At 36.7% G+C, this 15,618-nt stretch carries 12 protein-coding genes; all 12 read right to left on the bottom strand.

What is annotated here, in order from left to right; translation table 11 throughout:
- Positions 1–13 precede the first annotated feature (13 nt).
- Positions 14–1,987 carry a cache domain-containing protein gene (locus HZI73_RS17940; protein WP_212694747.1) on the bottom strand — a complete coding sequence of 658 codons (1,974 nt, stop codon included), beginning with the start codon at positions 1,985–1,987 and terminating at the stop codon, positions 14–16.
- A 240-nt stretch (positions 1,988–2,227) separates the two neighbouring features.
- A complete protein-coding gene (locus HZI73_RS17945) occupies positions 2,228–2,845 on the bottom strand; it encodes a cyclodeaminase/cyclohydrolase family protein (protein ID WP_212694748.1) in 618 nt (205 codons plus the stop codon).
- 15 nt (positions 2,846–2,860) lie between these two features.
- Positions 2,861–4,111, bottom strand: a complete 1,251-nt coding sequence (gene hutI, locus HZI73_RS17950; RefSeq protein WP_212694749.1) for an imidazolonepropionase — start codon at positions 4,109–4,111, stop codon at positions 2,861–2,863.
- A 25-nt stretch (positions 4,112–4,136) separates the two neighbouring features.
- A complete protein-coding gene (ftcD, locus tag HZI73_RS17955) occupies positions 4,137–5,036 on the bottom strand; it encodes a glutamate formimidoyltransferase (protein WP_212694750.1) in 900 nt (299 codons plus the stop codon).
- A gap of 2 nt (positions 5,037–5,038) precedes the next feature.
- Entirely contained in the window at positions 5,039–7,081 is a 2,043-nt protein-coding gene (locus HZI73_RS17960) for a urocanate hydratase (RefSeq protein ID WP_334300237.1), read from the bottom strand.
- A gap of 120 nt (positions 7,082–7,201) precedes the next feature.
- Positions 7,202–8,728, bottom strand: coding sequence for a histidine ammonia-lyase (hutH, locus tag HZI73_RS17965; RefSeq protein WP_212694752.1), 1,527 nt, complete (start codon positions 8,726–8,728; stop codon positions 7,202–7,204).
- Between the two features lie 418 nt (positions 8,729–9,146).
- Positions 9,147–9,881, bottom strand: a complete 735-nt coding sequence (locus tag HZI73_RS17970; RefSeq protein WP_212694753.1) for a glycerophosphodiester phosphodiesterase family protein — start codon at positions 9,879–9,881, stop codon at positions 9,147–9,149.
- 381 nt (positions 9,882–10,262) lie between these two features.
- Positions 10,263–11,312 (bottom strand): uroporphyrinogen decarboxylase family protein, encoded by a 1,050-nt coding sequence (locus tag HZI73_RS17975; protein ID WP_246552206.1) that lies wholly within the window; start codon positions 11,310–11,312, stop codon positions 10,263–10,265.
- Positions 11,313–11,388: 76 nt separating this feature from the next.
- Positions 11,389–12,258 carry a helix-turn-helix domain-containing protein gene (locus HZI73_RS17980; protein WP_212694754.1) on the bottom strand — a complete coding sequence of 290 codons (870 nt, stop codon included), beginning with the start codon at positions 12,256–12,258 and terminating at the stop codon, positions 11,389–11,391.
- A gap of 212 nt (positions 12,259–12,470) precedes the next feature.
- Positions 12,471–12,725 carry a hypothetical protein gene (locus tag HZI73_RS17985; RefSeq protein WP_212694755.1) on the bottom strand — a complete coding sequence of 85 codons (255 nt, stop codon included), beginning with the start codon at positions 12,723–12,725 and terminating at the stop codon, positions 12,471–12,473.
- A 718-nt stretch (positions 12,726–13,443) separates the two neighbouring features.
- Positions 13,444–14,538 carry an alpha/beta fold hydrolase gene (locus HZI73_RS17990; protein WP_212694756.1) on the bottom strand — a complete coding sequence of 365 codons (1,095 nt, stop codon included), beginning with the start codon at positions 14,536–14,538 and terminating at the stop codon, positions 13,444–13,446.
- A gap of 238 nt (positions 14,539–14,776) precedes the next feature.
- Entirely contained in the window at positions 14,777–15,571 is a 795-nt protein-coding gene (gene kamE, locus HZI73_RS17995; RefSeq protein ID WP_212694757.1) for a lysine 5,6-aminomutase subunit beta, read from the bottom strand.
- Positions 15,572–15,618 lie beyond the last annotated feature (47 nt).

The raw sequence follows: 15,618 nt of genomic DNA on the forward strand, positions 1-15,618 counted from the left end.
AAAAACGTATTTTTTATGATAACTCAATTCTATCTCTGCCATTTCCTTTCGCCTTATACAATAACTGATCCACTTGTATTAAATAGTCTTGGATATTACGGTTATCCTCATTCTTTATTTCCACTATACCTGCACTAAACGTTAATTTCAACTCTTTTTTCTCAAACACATGCTGTTTTATTTTAAGCTGAATCTCATGCAAGACATCGTAGGCAAACTCTTTTGTTTGCTCCGTAAAAATAACGATGAATTCTTCGCCTCCATACCGACCGACATAATCTGTTAAACGAACATTTTCCGTCAACATTTTAGAGAAATATTTTAGTATTTCATCACCATAGGTATGACCATATGTGTCGTTCACCCGTTTAAAAAAATCCAAATCTGCCATAGCAATGGCAAATGTTTCATGATGCTCTTCTTGTTTCCTCATCTCTTCCTCAATCTGCTTAATGATAAACCGTCTATTGTATACCCCTGTCAACTCATCCATATGGGCCAGTTCTTCTAATTTTTTCTCATACCGATACCGTTTGGTCAAGTCTCTAAGATAGGTAATATATACCTTCTGTCGATCAATTTTTGTGCGTTTCATATGCACTTCAACAGGAATGGTATCACCATTCAAGTTTACCAATGATGTTTCTTTAAAGATATGGTTTTTCTTATTATCGTCTAGGAGAATGGGGTCTTGAAAAAAGTCCCAAATAACAATGTCTTTTATAGAGCGGTAACTAACCCCCATAAGCTCTATGCCTTTTCGATTACTTTCAATAATTTTACCATCTCTATTCACAATGAGTATCCCATCCACCGATAGGTCTGTAATAATTGAGTTGATTTCATCTTCTTGTTGTAAAAGGTCAATGATTTTCTTCACCACATGGTACTGAAAAAACAATAAGAATAGTGCCAACAAGCCGATGACGATTAGAACTTTGGCTAGATTTGCCGTAATATCTTTTTTCATTTGACGTTCAATGTGAGCGATGGTGTCCTCAATCTCATCCATATAAACACCTGTCCCAATAATCCATTGCCACCTGTCTAGTCCTTTTACAAAGGTTACTTTGGGATAAACACCATGAATACCTGGTTTGGTCCATGTATATTCAATATAACCTTCTCCATTATCTTGAATATGCTTTAATCCTTCAATATGTACATTCACACCATTCACATCGTTAATATGACTCACATCCGTACCTACATATGCTTCATCAGCAAATACCAATGCCTTGCCCTCATATGTGGTCACATAAAAATAACCCACTTCATCATAGCGAATATTAGCAATTCTATCAATAAGGTCTTCCTTGATAACATCTTCCATATCGTCCACATAGATGCCTGTGCCGATTACCATGTTAAGGGGTTCAAAGTATTTAACAAACCCTAATTTCCGCTGGTGGGCTTCTTCTTGATTCCCGTTTATATCACACCAATAATATTCACAAAATCCTTCCCCATCTTCTTTTGCCACTTTCAGTAATGCATCTAACTGAGGGTTCTCTTGGGTTGAGGGTATATGCGTTGTAACACCATCATTGTTACTGTTTGCTTCTACTTGGTTATCATCATTTAACCAAATGGTATAATAATATTTTGTTAAAGCATTGGTACGTACACCTTTAATCAGCTCAGCTATGTCGTATCGTAATGCCTCTCTGGTTTTTATGTGATGATTTTTTTCATAATAGTTGTTGATGATATCATAAACGGTATAGATTTGCTGCTGAACATCATGTCTAAGTATTTCTTCTGATTTGTTTTTATAATACTCAATATAATCGTAAACACTGTCTACTTCATTCTTAATGATTTTTTTTTGATAAGCATAGTATTGTTCACGAATACGTTCACTTTCCAATTCAAATCGACTATAGGAAATTGTAATGATAAAAAATCCCATGGCTACACTGACAATCAATAAAGATATAGCTACGCTCACATAGGATAGTGGTTTTACCTTTCGAAAAGTCCGCATTATGTATTCCTCCATTAGAAAACCGCTTATACACCCAGATCGCTTATCTAATTTCAAATTATTTTCTTTTTCGCCAAATTTTGTAACGATATCTTCATTATATAGTCATCTTTCATAAGATGCAATTATAAATTGAAAGACTGTCAAATAATACGTATTTCTAGGGTATCTTATTCAAACGTGTTCCTTAGATCATAAGACCAAACCTAAAATTCTATATTATATAACAGTCTTTCTTTATTACAGCTCTACACTATTTAATATATTCTTTTCTAATGCCCTTGCTTCTTTTTCCAATAATTCAACCTCTTGATTAAAAGTCTTGACCAGCTCCTCATCTTTAATGGAACCAAGATTAATTCTAACATTATATAAGGCAGATAGTACCGCTGTACGTCCCATCATAGCCGATACAGCACCATCTGTTATGGTATTGCAATTACCCTTTTCAACAACAACTTTTGATAAATGCATGACTTGTAAAGATTTTCTTGCAACCTCTAATGGAACCGTTGCTGCTTGTTTCATGGCTTGTTGAATGGCGTTACGTCTTATTGCTTTTTCCTCATCTGTCTCTTTACTTAACTTAAAAGCAGCCATGACCCTATCAAAAGCATGAGAGTCCCTGTCCACATCCTCTAGCAGCTCTTTTCTCAGCCCAATGGCCTTTTCTCTCAGATGCTTCATGTCTTCCTCAACTTCTATGTATTTTTTCTTACCAATTGTAAGGCTAGCAACCATTTCTACTAAAGCCGCTGCTGTAGCACCGCTATGTGCAGCTATGGAGCCCCCTCCAGGCACTGGGTTACTGGATGCTGTCTCATCTAAAAATTCTATGACACTTTTATGTACAAGCATATTTTTCCTCCTCCATTATTCAAATTTATCAAAGATAACTTGCCCTTCCTTAATGACTTTTTCCACGGTGGTTACGCCAATATGGTAAGGTATAAACTTATAACTTGGAAACTCATGAATAACCAAATCACCTTTTTTACCTACATCAATACTCCCTATTGTATCTGCTAGATCAAGAGCGGCCGCACCATTAAGGGTTAAGGCTGTAATGGTTTCTTCAATACTCATGTTCATATATAACGTAGCTAGAGCAATGATTAACGGTATAGACTCTGTAAAACAACTGCCTGGATTAAAGTCTGTTGCCAATGCAACAGCTAAACCAGCATCCATCATATCTCTTGCTCTTGCATAATCTTCTTTCAGACTGAATGCTGTACCAGGAAGTAACGTAGCCACTACATTTTGCTCAACCATGGCTTTGATTCCTTCATCAGAAGCCATTAAAAGGTGGTCAGCGGATACCGCCCCAATTTCTGCTGCTAATTCAGCACCACCTAGTGGCACAATCTCGTCGGCGTGAATCTTAGCCTTTAATCCTTTAGCTTGAGCCGCAAGGAGCATTCTCTTTGACTGCTCCACAGTAAACACACCTTTTTCACAGAAAACATCACAAAAGACAGCCAAGTTTTGGCCAACGACTTCTGGCAGTACATCATGAATCATGGTATCAATAAATGCATCTTCACGACCTTTGTAATTGATAGGAACAGCGTGAGCTCCTAAAAAGGTAGGTATGACATCCATTTTATGGCGATCATTTAGCTTTTTCATCACTTGAAGTTGTTTAATCTCTGTATCCATATCAAGGCCGTAACCGCTTTTTCCTTCAACAGTGGTGACACCAAAAGACATCATGGAATCCAATCGTTTCATGCCTTTTCTAATAAGTTCATCCAAACTAGCTCCCTGGGTTTGTTTAACACTGTTGACAATACCGCCGCCCTTTTCCATAATGGTCATATAGTCATGCCCAGCTAATCGCCAAGCATATTCTTCTTCACGATACCCACCAAATACAAAATGGGTGTGAGAATCAACAAAACCCGGTAGTACTGTTTTACCTGTAGCATCTATGGTTTCTGCAACCTTTTCCAGACGTCTTGGAATGTCTGGGGTCTTACCAACCCACATAATATGACCATCCTCAACGATAACGGCTCCATTACCAATAACATGTAGTTGATTCATCTCTTTGCCTTTTTTTGCCTTAAAACCACTGCATGTTACAAGTTGACTGGCATTTTTTATTATTAATCTATTCACGTTTACCACCCTTTTTAGAACTTATTTATTCCATTAAACGCGCTTCAATCACTTTATCCATGGAGAAGCCATATAAACCTAGATAATACGCTGCTGAATCCACTAAGGCTTCCATGGGTACAAGACCTACTATCTCGCTACCCAACACATTCACACCATAACGTTTTGCTTCCATTTTAACGGTCTCAAACACACGATAAACGGATGTTTTGGTATAGTCGGTAATGTTCATGGTCACTTGGGTTATACCACGCTCTTCTACCTTAACACCACCTGCTTTTATATATCTAAACCCACCATTAGAATGGCGTATACATCGAGCAATTTTATTTGCAATGTCAACATTTTCTGTGTCCAGATCAATGTTATAAGCTACTAATGGCATTCTTGCACCAACTGCCGTCACACCTGCTGTTTCATGAATCTTAGCCTCACCAAAATCTGGTTTCCACTGGTCTTCTTTCATCTTTTCATTCATACCTTCAAACTGACCTTTGCGAATCTTAGCCAGATTCTTTCTAGCTGGAGTTGCGGCTGCTTGCTCATATAAAAACACAGGGACACCATAACGGTCATAAATGGCCTGCCCCATCTCTTTTGCAAGGTCCACACATTCCTCAGTAGTCATGTTCTTAATGGGGATAAAAGGTACCACATCTGTGGCTCCCATTCTAGAATGCTGCCCTTCATGGACACCTAGATCAATCAACTCTGTTGCCACACCAATGGCCTCAAGGACGGCCTCTTTAACAGCCTGTGGTTCACCCATTACCGTTACAACCACACGGTTATAGTCCTTATCTGCCTCGTAGTTCAGAAGCTTTACATTTTCTTTACCTCTAAGGGGCTGTACAATCTTCTCAATTTTATCTAAATCTCTGCCCTCACTAAAATTAGGCACACACTCTACAATTTTACTTACCATTATTAACATCCTCCTTTATCATCTGTATGATTTTTTATGATGTCCATGATCTTCTCCCTATCGCCAACATAAGGCAATGTAATCTGATCAAGGCCCTTCATCATATCGTTATACTCGACACACGTCTCCATGGCATTTTCACAGCGTGCCCAAGCTCTTCTAGCAACACCACCCATGACATCAAACAAAATAGCATTCTTAAGAATCTCATCCACACGTCGACTGCCGTCCAGCACCATACCAAATCCACCGTTAATGGACTTGCCAATGCCAACACCACCACCATTATGCAGGGTTACAAGGCTCATACCTCTAGCACTGTTTCCAGCAAATATATGGGTAGCTAAATCGGCCATGATGTTACTGCCGTCTTTGATATTGGAAGTCTCTCTAAAAGGTGAATCGGTACCACCTGTATCGTGATGGTCTCGACCTAACATAATCGGTCCAACCTCACCCTTACGTACCATTTCATTAAATTTTAGAGCAATTTTTAGACGTCCAAAAGCATCTTGATAAAGTATTCTTGCTTTTGTCCCTACAACCAATTGATTTTGTTGCGCATCACGAATCCATACATAATTATCCCGGTCTTGGTATCTTCTGTTAGGGTCAATACAAGCCATAGCCGCTTGATCTGTCCGAAGCAAATCTTTCTCTTTGCCACTTAAGCAAACCCATCTAAATGGACCATACCCATAGTCAAATAATTGTGGTCCAAGAATATCTTCAACATAGGATGGCCATATAAAACCGTCTTTATCATCTCGGCCATTCTTAGAAATCTCATCCACACCAGAATCATAGATGGCTTTCATAAAAGAATTACCATAGTCAAAGAAATAAGTACCTTGGGCTACCAGTTTTTTTATCACGTCAAAATGAGCTTTTAAACTCTTATCCACTAATGCTTTAAAGGTTTTCTTATCTTCTGCCAGTAAAGTGGTTCTTTCTTCAAAGGTTATGCCTTGTGGGCAGTAACCACCATTATAGACCTCATGACAGGATGTTTGATCAGACAATAAATCTATAGGTATGCCCTCATCTGCCGCAAACGCTAACAAATCAATAATATTACCGTGATAAGCAATGGCATAAGCTTTGTTTTTAGCTAAGTATTCTTTAGCAAGTTTAAAGGTTTCTTTTGGTGTGGTCATGACTGCATCTACCCAGCCCTGATCATATCTGGTCTGTATACGTGATGCATCAACCTCTGCGATTATACCAACGCCGCCAGCAATAACAACAGCTTTTCCTTGAGCGCCACTCATGCCGCCAAGACCAGAAGAAACAAATAATTTTCCTGAAAGGTCTTTATCTTCCTCAATACCTAATTTCAATCGACCAGCATTTAATAATGTACTGTAGGTACCATGGACAATGCCTTGTGGACCAATATACATCCACCCACCAGCGGTCATCTGACCATAGTTAGCTACACCAAGAGCGGCAGCTCGATTAAAATTATCATAATCATCAAAGGCACCTACCATTAAACCATTGGTTATCATCACACGTGGTGCTTGCTCACCTGAATGGAATAACCCTAAAGGATGTCCTGATACGATAACAAGCGTCTGATCCTTGGTTAATACCTTCAGATATTCTTTCACTAAAAGGTATTGCATCCAATTCTGAAAAACACGACCGGATTCTCCATAAGTCACCAATTCATAAGGATATAAAGCAATATCAAAGTCCAAGTTATTATCAATCATCACTTGAAAAGCTTTACCTTCTATACATCTGCCTTCATAGGTATCAATAGGTTTACCCTTTAAATCGCCTTCTGGGCGAAAACGGTAACCGTAAATACGACCTTTGGTTAACAATTCATCTAAAAACTCTGGTATAAGTGCCTCATGATATTCTTCTGGAATATAACGAAGGGCATTTTGTATAGCAAGTGCTGTTTCTTCCTCTGTCAAGGTAAATTCCCGCATAGGTGCTCGCCGTATACCCTCTTTAAAATTTGGGTATGGAGGTAATCCATCTGTAAGTTTCAACTTAACATCCATACTGTAAAATAATTCCCCATTACTGATCACTTCACCATCTCCTTCACTGGGTACGAGTATAACCCCTTACTCGTCCTTCATTTTATTGTCAACATCATCTGAATGTTTACATATCATTCATACGTCTATCCCATGCCTGAAGACGCTCTATAATAGTTCACCTATCTTTTCCTCTACATGATTTAATATATGATTGGATGTGACCATACCAATAACCTTCTCAAAATCCACATACATGACCCTATCTTCATGTAATTTTTCTACTTCTTCACGAATCAGTTTATATGCAACCTTGGTGCCTTTCCCTAGTTTTTGAGGGTCTGTAAACTCGACTGCCTGTGCAGCCGTCAATAACTCTATAGCAATGACCCTGGTTGTATTATAGAGTATATCTTGAGCCTTTCTTGCAGCAATGGAACCCATACTGACATGGTCTTCTTGATTACCTGATGATGGTATGGAATCAACGCTTGCAGGATGGGCTAATACTTTATTCTCAGACACAAGGGATGCTGCCGTATACTGGGCAATCATAAAACCAGAATTAAGACCACCTTTTTCCGTTAGAAACGCTGGCAGTTCACTCAAACTTGGGTTAACAAGACGCTCAATCCTTCTCTCTGAAGAATTTGCCAGCTCTGCAAGGGCTATCCCAAGAAAATCAAAGGCTAATGCCATAGGCTGTCCATGGAAGTTACCACAAGAGATAACCTCATCATCGTCTGGGAATATAAGAGGGTTGTCTGTTACAGCATTAATCTCTTTATTCACTTTATCCAGTACATATTCGATGGCATCTTTGCTTGCACCATGAATCTGAGGCAAACAGCGTAAAGAATAAGGGTCTTGGACACGAATCTCACCTTGTCTGGTTGTTAAGAAACTGTCCTCCAATATCTGAATCATGTTTTTGGCACAAGCCATCTGGCCAACATGGTTTCTCACAAGATGCACTTTCTCATCAAATACGTCTGTAATACCACGAAGTGCCTCAAAAGTAAGTGCAGCAGATACATCTGCCAATTTAGCCAGTTGTATAGCGTCATAAGTAGCCAAGGCTCCAACCGCTGTTAACACTTGGGTACCATTAATTAAAGCCAATCCTTCTTTTGCAATAAGGCGAATAGGTGTAATATCAGCACGACGCATGGCTTCCATACCACTTAATAATTCACCCTCATAGTAAGCTTCTCCTTCACCTAACATGACAAGCACCATATGTGCCAAAGGTGCTAAATCCCCACTAGAACCAAGAGAACCTTTTTCAGGTATTGCAGGGTGTACACCTTTATTCAGCATGTCTACCAAGGTTTCCAGCGTACTAATACGAATGCCAGAATAACCTTTTGTTAAGGCATTCACACGTAATAACATAATGGCTCGAACAATGGGGATGGAAAAATGCTCACCAACACCACAAGCATGACTTTTAATCAAGCTGGATTGCAATTCTTCTACTTGGTCTTTGGAAATGACCACATTACTAAACTTACCAAATCCAGTTGTGATACCGTATACGGTTTTTTCCTGAGCAACAAGCTCATCTACATAGTTCCTGGATTTTTTAGCTTTTTCAACTGCTTTATCTGATATCTGTACTTTTATATTTTCTCTTGCAACTTGAATAACTTCTTCTAATGTTAAATGGTTACCATCAATGACAATCGTTGCCATTATAAAACACCCCTTCATAAGTCTAATCGTTTGATATGCATACGACTACCATCGTACTTTTTTTATCTCTATGTCCATGATAAACGATTCACAAATTATAATCAATATTTTTTGACTATTATACAATAACTTAGAGTTTTAGCATGATAAAGGGGTAGTTCGATAAGTTTAGTTTGATTATTCTGTTAATAATTAGGCTGTTTTGGAACCATATGCTTTTATAAATAAACAATATGCTCTACTCATCATCTTTTTTAAGATTTTTTCCATAAATGCTTTAATTTTCAGCTTATGAAAGGGTGTTTCGATTTACAAATTGACAGAAAATAAATAGATAATGTTACAATCATAAAGTCCATTGAAAATATTTTCCAATAGACTTCATGTGGTCTTTATATGTCCATAACAGTGGTATAATCTATACTCTTGGGTCAAAGTTTTCAAATACAACATTGACACATTTTTTTAATGCTTCTGTATACTCTTCTTTTGTTCGAGCCGTCCAACCAAATATTGCACGGCCTTTTTTTCTCAGAATCTTTATGGGCAGCCGGTCAATAAACGCAATATCATAATTGATAAAATGAGGTTCACTCAAATGATTAAGCAAAAAGTTCTTCAGTAAGATGCGTTTAAACCATGCTAACTTTTCACCCTTATAAACCCCTGATAGTTGACCTCGTATCATATTTGGTGCGTGTTTTTTAAACCAAGCTAATGTAATCGGGTTAAAGGATTGAATAATGAAATTACCTTTGTATGTTTTCAATAATTTGTATGTATTCTCCTCTAACAACCCAGGTTTACCGATGCTTTTTAATTCAACCATGATACCCACTTGACCATTAACTTCTTTCAGTACATCACTGAATAAAGGTATATGTTCATCAGACTTTAATAAGGTCAAATGCTTAATCTCATCGTAAGTACAGTCTTTCACATCTTTGTTGACACCTGTCATTCTCCTTAGATTATCATCGTGAAATACCACAATTTTTCCATCTGATGTGGCATGCACATCCAATTCAATACCAAAACCATTTTCAATAGCTTCTCTAAATGCCCTCATGGAATTTTCAGGACATGCATCCCCATCATGATAACCCCGATGGGCAATATGTTCTTCTGCTAACCATTTCATTCTCTCATCCATTGCAACATTCTCCTTAACCATGACATAACCACATAGCACATGGACTTACCAATCCACACTCCAATAATATATGTAAAAATAGCTCTCGTTATAACCATGTGTGATGTCATTAACGCTATTCCCATGATACCATATCTCATCATTTCTTTCCATTATCAACCTTTTATTGCTATGTAAAGCTTTTGTTAAAGGTCATAAGCTGCACATTAAAATACTTCATGTATGCTTACCTGACTATAAAAAGAATTGTTTTATAAAAAAATAGATACCAGGTATGATTAAAGAAGGTAGTAGAATAATGGTTTTAATCTTCGTGATGTTCAAGATAGTCATTCCCGTGTAAGTATGCCATCTAGAATGAATATCTGTCCCATTAATGGATTATTCACCTCTGAATCTCCTAGCGGTTTCTACCATTGTTAAATACCCTTCAACAGGCACATAACCTGGTATGGAATTACCAGATCCTAGAGCAAATCCTTTATGATTAATTGAATAAGCCATTACATCATTAACGTAATCTTTAATTTCTTCTTGACTGCATCGACATAGTACATCCATATCAACGCCACCAAAATTACCAATTTGGTCACCATAACGATGAATCCATTCTGAAAATGGTGCTATTTGATCTTCATTAGAATGTTTGGCATCAATTCCCGCCACATGAATCAAATCTTCCATCACATCAAATATATGTCCGCAAGAATGTAATAGAAATGGTTTTTTATAATGATGTACAAGTTCTATGATTTTCTTATATTCAGGAACAACATTCTTTTTTATGCTGTCGGTTGAAATAAGGGTCTGACTTTTATATCCCAAGTCATCACCAAATCGGCATACGGTATAGGTATCACCAAATTCCTGTAGAAATCTTTCCCATATCTTATACATCACATGTCCTACTGCATGAAATATATCATCATATAGATGAGGATCATCCACAGAAAGATAGCATAATTCAGTATACCCTACTAATTCTTGTACACACTCAAAAACACCATTTCCAGGACCACCAATGGCCTTCATACCCTCTGGCATTTCTTCCTCTAACAATTGAAATAAATCACTGTATTGTTTAAAAAATAATGAGGGAATATCGTCCCAAGGATAACGCTGAAAATCCTCTCTCGTCTTAATAACACCTGGTTGATGACCTCCTAGTGCCCCACTACCAGGCATGATTGGTCCAATGCAACACTCCATGCTGACAGTATCGTATCCCATTTCCTTAAAAAAACCTGTGTAATGCTTCATAAACTCTCGTTTATCTGCTAGATCCCCATTAATTAATGGCCCAAAAGAAGTATGGGTAATCTGTTCCATTGTTTCAATAGAGATAATGTGTTCATACAGTGGCATTCTTTCTGGTTTGATATTACGAGCAGCATGTAAAATATGTTTATAATTCGGTATAAATGTACCCAAGATAACAACCTCCTAAATGATGTATTATACAAAGTATTATAAACAATATAGAAAGTTGATGATATGCTTTTTTTGCTTACATATGGTCCGTTTTTGCTCGATTTAATTTACTTGGTGGGTAGCCACGAATACGTTTATATACTCTATTAAAACTTGATAAATTATTATAGCCTACTTCATATGCAATCTCAGATATCAACTTATTACTAGAAATCAAGCGCCTTTCAGCTTCACTAACACGTACAAAATCAACATATTCTTTAAAGTTTCTACCGGTTACTTTTTTGAAATATCTTGAAAAATGGTAATAACTCATGTTTACCATATTTGCTGCTTGTTGAAGTGTTATACGCTCATCATAGTGCCTTTCTATATAGACAATCAGAGGATTAATTAATTGTAGCTCATCTTCCTGAGGCAGTTGGGGATAGATAGTCAATGTACCATTTCGTATTAAAATAGCGATAATCTGATGGATATATCCTTTAATAAAGATCTCATGTGCCAATTCTTTATTCTCGTATTCCTGTAATACCCCCATGAAACATTCACGGATATTGCTTTTTTTAAAAGCATCTTTTTTCAAGTAATGCATGCCACTTTTTTTATTCTGCAAAAAAGCATGTATATATTTAGAATCGTATATGCTGGCACTCTTAATAACATCTGGTAAGAATTTGAGAACAAGAATCTTACATACATCGTTTCTTTCACACCAAGTACCGTGAATATCACCCTTGCTAATGACTAAGACGTCACCAGTTTCCACATAAAAAGTTTGTTCATTCACCTGCTGTCTAGCCTGACCTTCTAAGATATATAGTACTTCAATACAATCGTGCCAGTGTGGCTCAACAATAATAGGTGCCTTTTCATTATTTTGTATAAACACTTCCACAGGAAATGGGTCATTGATGGTAATTAAATCTTCTTTATAAGCTTCCACGGCATCCACTCCTTATGATTACACTCTACTATACACTAATTGATGGATAAACTCAATTACCTATAGCATTACATGGTTTAACCTTTCTTAAGGCGTATCTTAACAGGAAGGGTTTTATACATGATAGGTTTTTAATTACAAAAAAGAAGTCAGGTAAGTACCCAACTTCTTTTTTTATGGCTTATCAATAGCATATGATAGCTTTTCTTATCTTATACAAAAAAATTATACATACCACATTCAATCAGTTTGTCATCTTTTTCTTTCATGGCGTGGTTAACCTCATGGTAATGTTCTAATTTCTTTTTAATAGCCTTATAGCTTTTATTAATGGAAAAGTTAATCTTATAACTTCCGATGTGAATACCCATATTTATTAATTTCATCTTTAGGTCCTCCTTGTTGGTACTTTTCATACTGCTTGTCATTTCTTCATCTATTATATCTGTTACGGTAAATTCATTCATAATGATACACTCCTTTATGTTATCTGTTTAATACATATCTTTTTTAATTTACATTGTTTTATTTTGTATACTTGTCAAACTTTCTGTCTTTTAATACCATTGTCATACCTCCATAGAATCATATTTTTACATCAGATGTCAAAACCTTGTCGTTTTGTTTCAAATGGGCATGTATATTCCATGATTCTCCCCCCTTAAACTTATTAAACCTTTTCTCTTTGTCATAACTTAAAACATAAAAAACCACAGGTCATCATCCTATGGTTTTAGATTTATAACGATATTTGGGCATAAAAAAGCCATAGGATTGTATACACAACCTATGACACCGTTTAACTGCTATATGTATAGTAGAACTTAAAAGGCTATTGTCGTGTACATCGACTTTACACTATTCAATTCATTTAGGTTGTTTACGTTTATGTTGTTCATCTTTTACACGACCTCCTTAGTTTTTTAGTCATTTATCCAACGTGTGCTATTATATAGGATTTCCCTAGAAAATGCAACCCTTTTGTATGAATGTAATATTTCTGTAACATTAGTATGTATGGTTTTACCAACACAATTATTATATTCCCTATTTTTTAGAAGTTGACGCTTACGGTATATAACTTCACTATATTTACTATATATCATTAATCCTTATTTTAATATGCATAATCCGTTCTATTTCTAATGTAAATAAAACTCTTTACATTAGTCCACTAGTGCATGGCTAGTGAATAGACTCTATTGCATCTCTAACAAATTCTGCAAATTCATTGGGTTTATCAAGAAATGGAGTATGCCCTGCATCTTCCATAATGTACATGTTTTTAACAGGTGTGCTTATTGTGGCATAATATGCTTCCACCAATTGTGTGGGTGTAATATAATCGTGACTTCCTTGAATGTAAAACATGGGGACATCATAATGCGCATTTAAGTTATTCACATTAAACTCATAATACATGTAATTGATGACATTTTGTTGTAATGCCATAATTTTTTGGGTATTGGATGCATTTAAAAACCATTGAATATCCTGGATGGTCATATAGGGCGAACTGATGCCAAGCCACATTTGTTTTAATCCAGAAATTTCTTTATCACCTTTTAGGTACTTTGCTGAAGTCATGATCAAGTTTTCTAGATTAACTATATCAGTCTGTTGTGTGTTATGGCTTTTTTTAAACTGGGCTATAGCGTGTTCTAATTTATCTGAGTCCTCTTGATCAGCAAGTGCCATGGCCTGTTCAGCAGCTAGAATCTTACCTTGGTCAAAATCGATTACTTGACCCACACCAAAGTAAGCTGTTACATTTTCTGGATGCTTTTGAACATACGTACTGCCTAATACTGTGCCCCAAGATTGACCCATAATGATCACCTTGTCAACCTGAAGCCTATTTTTTACATAGTTAACAACACCATGTACATCTTCCAACATGATGCCAAAGGATACTTCCTCAGTGGTATCGTTTTTATAATAGGTTCTACCTGCGTGACGCTGTTCATAATTCACAAAGGTGTACTGTTTTTCCAGATCTTGCTGAAAGTAAGTTGATAAATAGGTTAATGGAAAACCTGGGCCACCATGCAAAAACAAAATGACAGGATTATCCCTGTTTTCGCCCCTTATTTGTAAATAGTGTTCGTTACCGTTAATTTCTACATAATTACTTTCTTGTATACCTTTATCCGTCGTAATTTTCGTTTTATTTACGTTCACCCTTCTTATAATAAATATAACCACAACTATCAGTATGATTAGGGATAGTATAAACAGAGAGAACCATTTCATCATTTTAAGTATTTTTCTTAACATCATTCAGCCATAACTCCTTAATCGTAAATCGTCGTATCGTTATTATAACACGTTTTGTCTTATTATAAGTTAAAATTATGTAAAATCATTTACAATGTTTTTTCTTACAAAACGATGGGTACAGGAGAGTATGATGATGTTAAGAAAGCGCATGTATGACTAACTGCCTTTCATATGTTCATATCTTCAAATAGACGGTTAGAGCTGTATTATTATCTGTTTCTGCCGTCCTGCAATTATACTAAGCATGAGCATTTATCGCCTTTTCAAGCTCTGTAACGATAAAAGATGCCACATCATCTGCATATTTACCTGGTCCAAACCCAGCATCATAACCTAACTCTTTTGCTAACTCATGGGTGATTCTTGGCCCTCCACAGATTAATTGAACCTTATGCCTGATTCCTTCTGCTTCTAATAATTCCACAAGCTCTGTGAGATTCTTAATATGAATATCCTTTTGCGTCACCGTCTGCGATACCAAAATGGCATCGGCATTCAATTCAATGGCCTGTTTGATTAATTCTTCGTTGGGCACTTGACTTCCTAGATTGTACGCATCAATCATGCTGTAACGTTCCAGCCCATAATGACCAGCATAACCTTTCATGTTCATAATCGCATCAATGCCAACGGTATGGGCATCGGTTCCTGTACTGGCACCTATAATCACCACTTGGCGCCCAATATTCTCTTTAATATATGCATCCACTTCTTTCATACCCATGGTATCCACTTGAATCCGTTCTACGTGAATGGTTGTATAATCCACACAATGGATTAAGCTGCCATAGACCACATAGAATGTAAATGCCTTATCTAACGCTTCATGCCAAACAACTGCTGGGTCGCTTAATCCCATTTTTTTACCCAACTGTTTTGCAGCCTCCATACCGTTTTCATTATCTTCTATTGGTAATGTAAAACTAACCTGAACCTTACCATCATTCATGGTATCACCATAGGGTTTTAAACGTGTCAGATCCAATTTTTGATCAAAATTCTTTTTCTCCATGGAATATAATCCACCGCTCATCCATACCACTCCCTTCTATTGTGCACATCTCAGATATACGTTATTTT

Source organism: Vallitalea pronyensis (assembly GCF_018141445.1).
Lineage (GTDB): Bacteria > Bacillota > Clostridia > Lachnospirales > Vallitaleaceae > Vallitalea > Vallitalea pronyensis.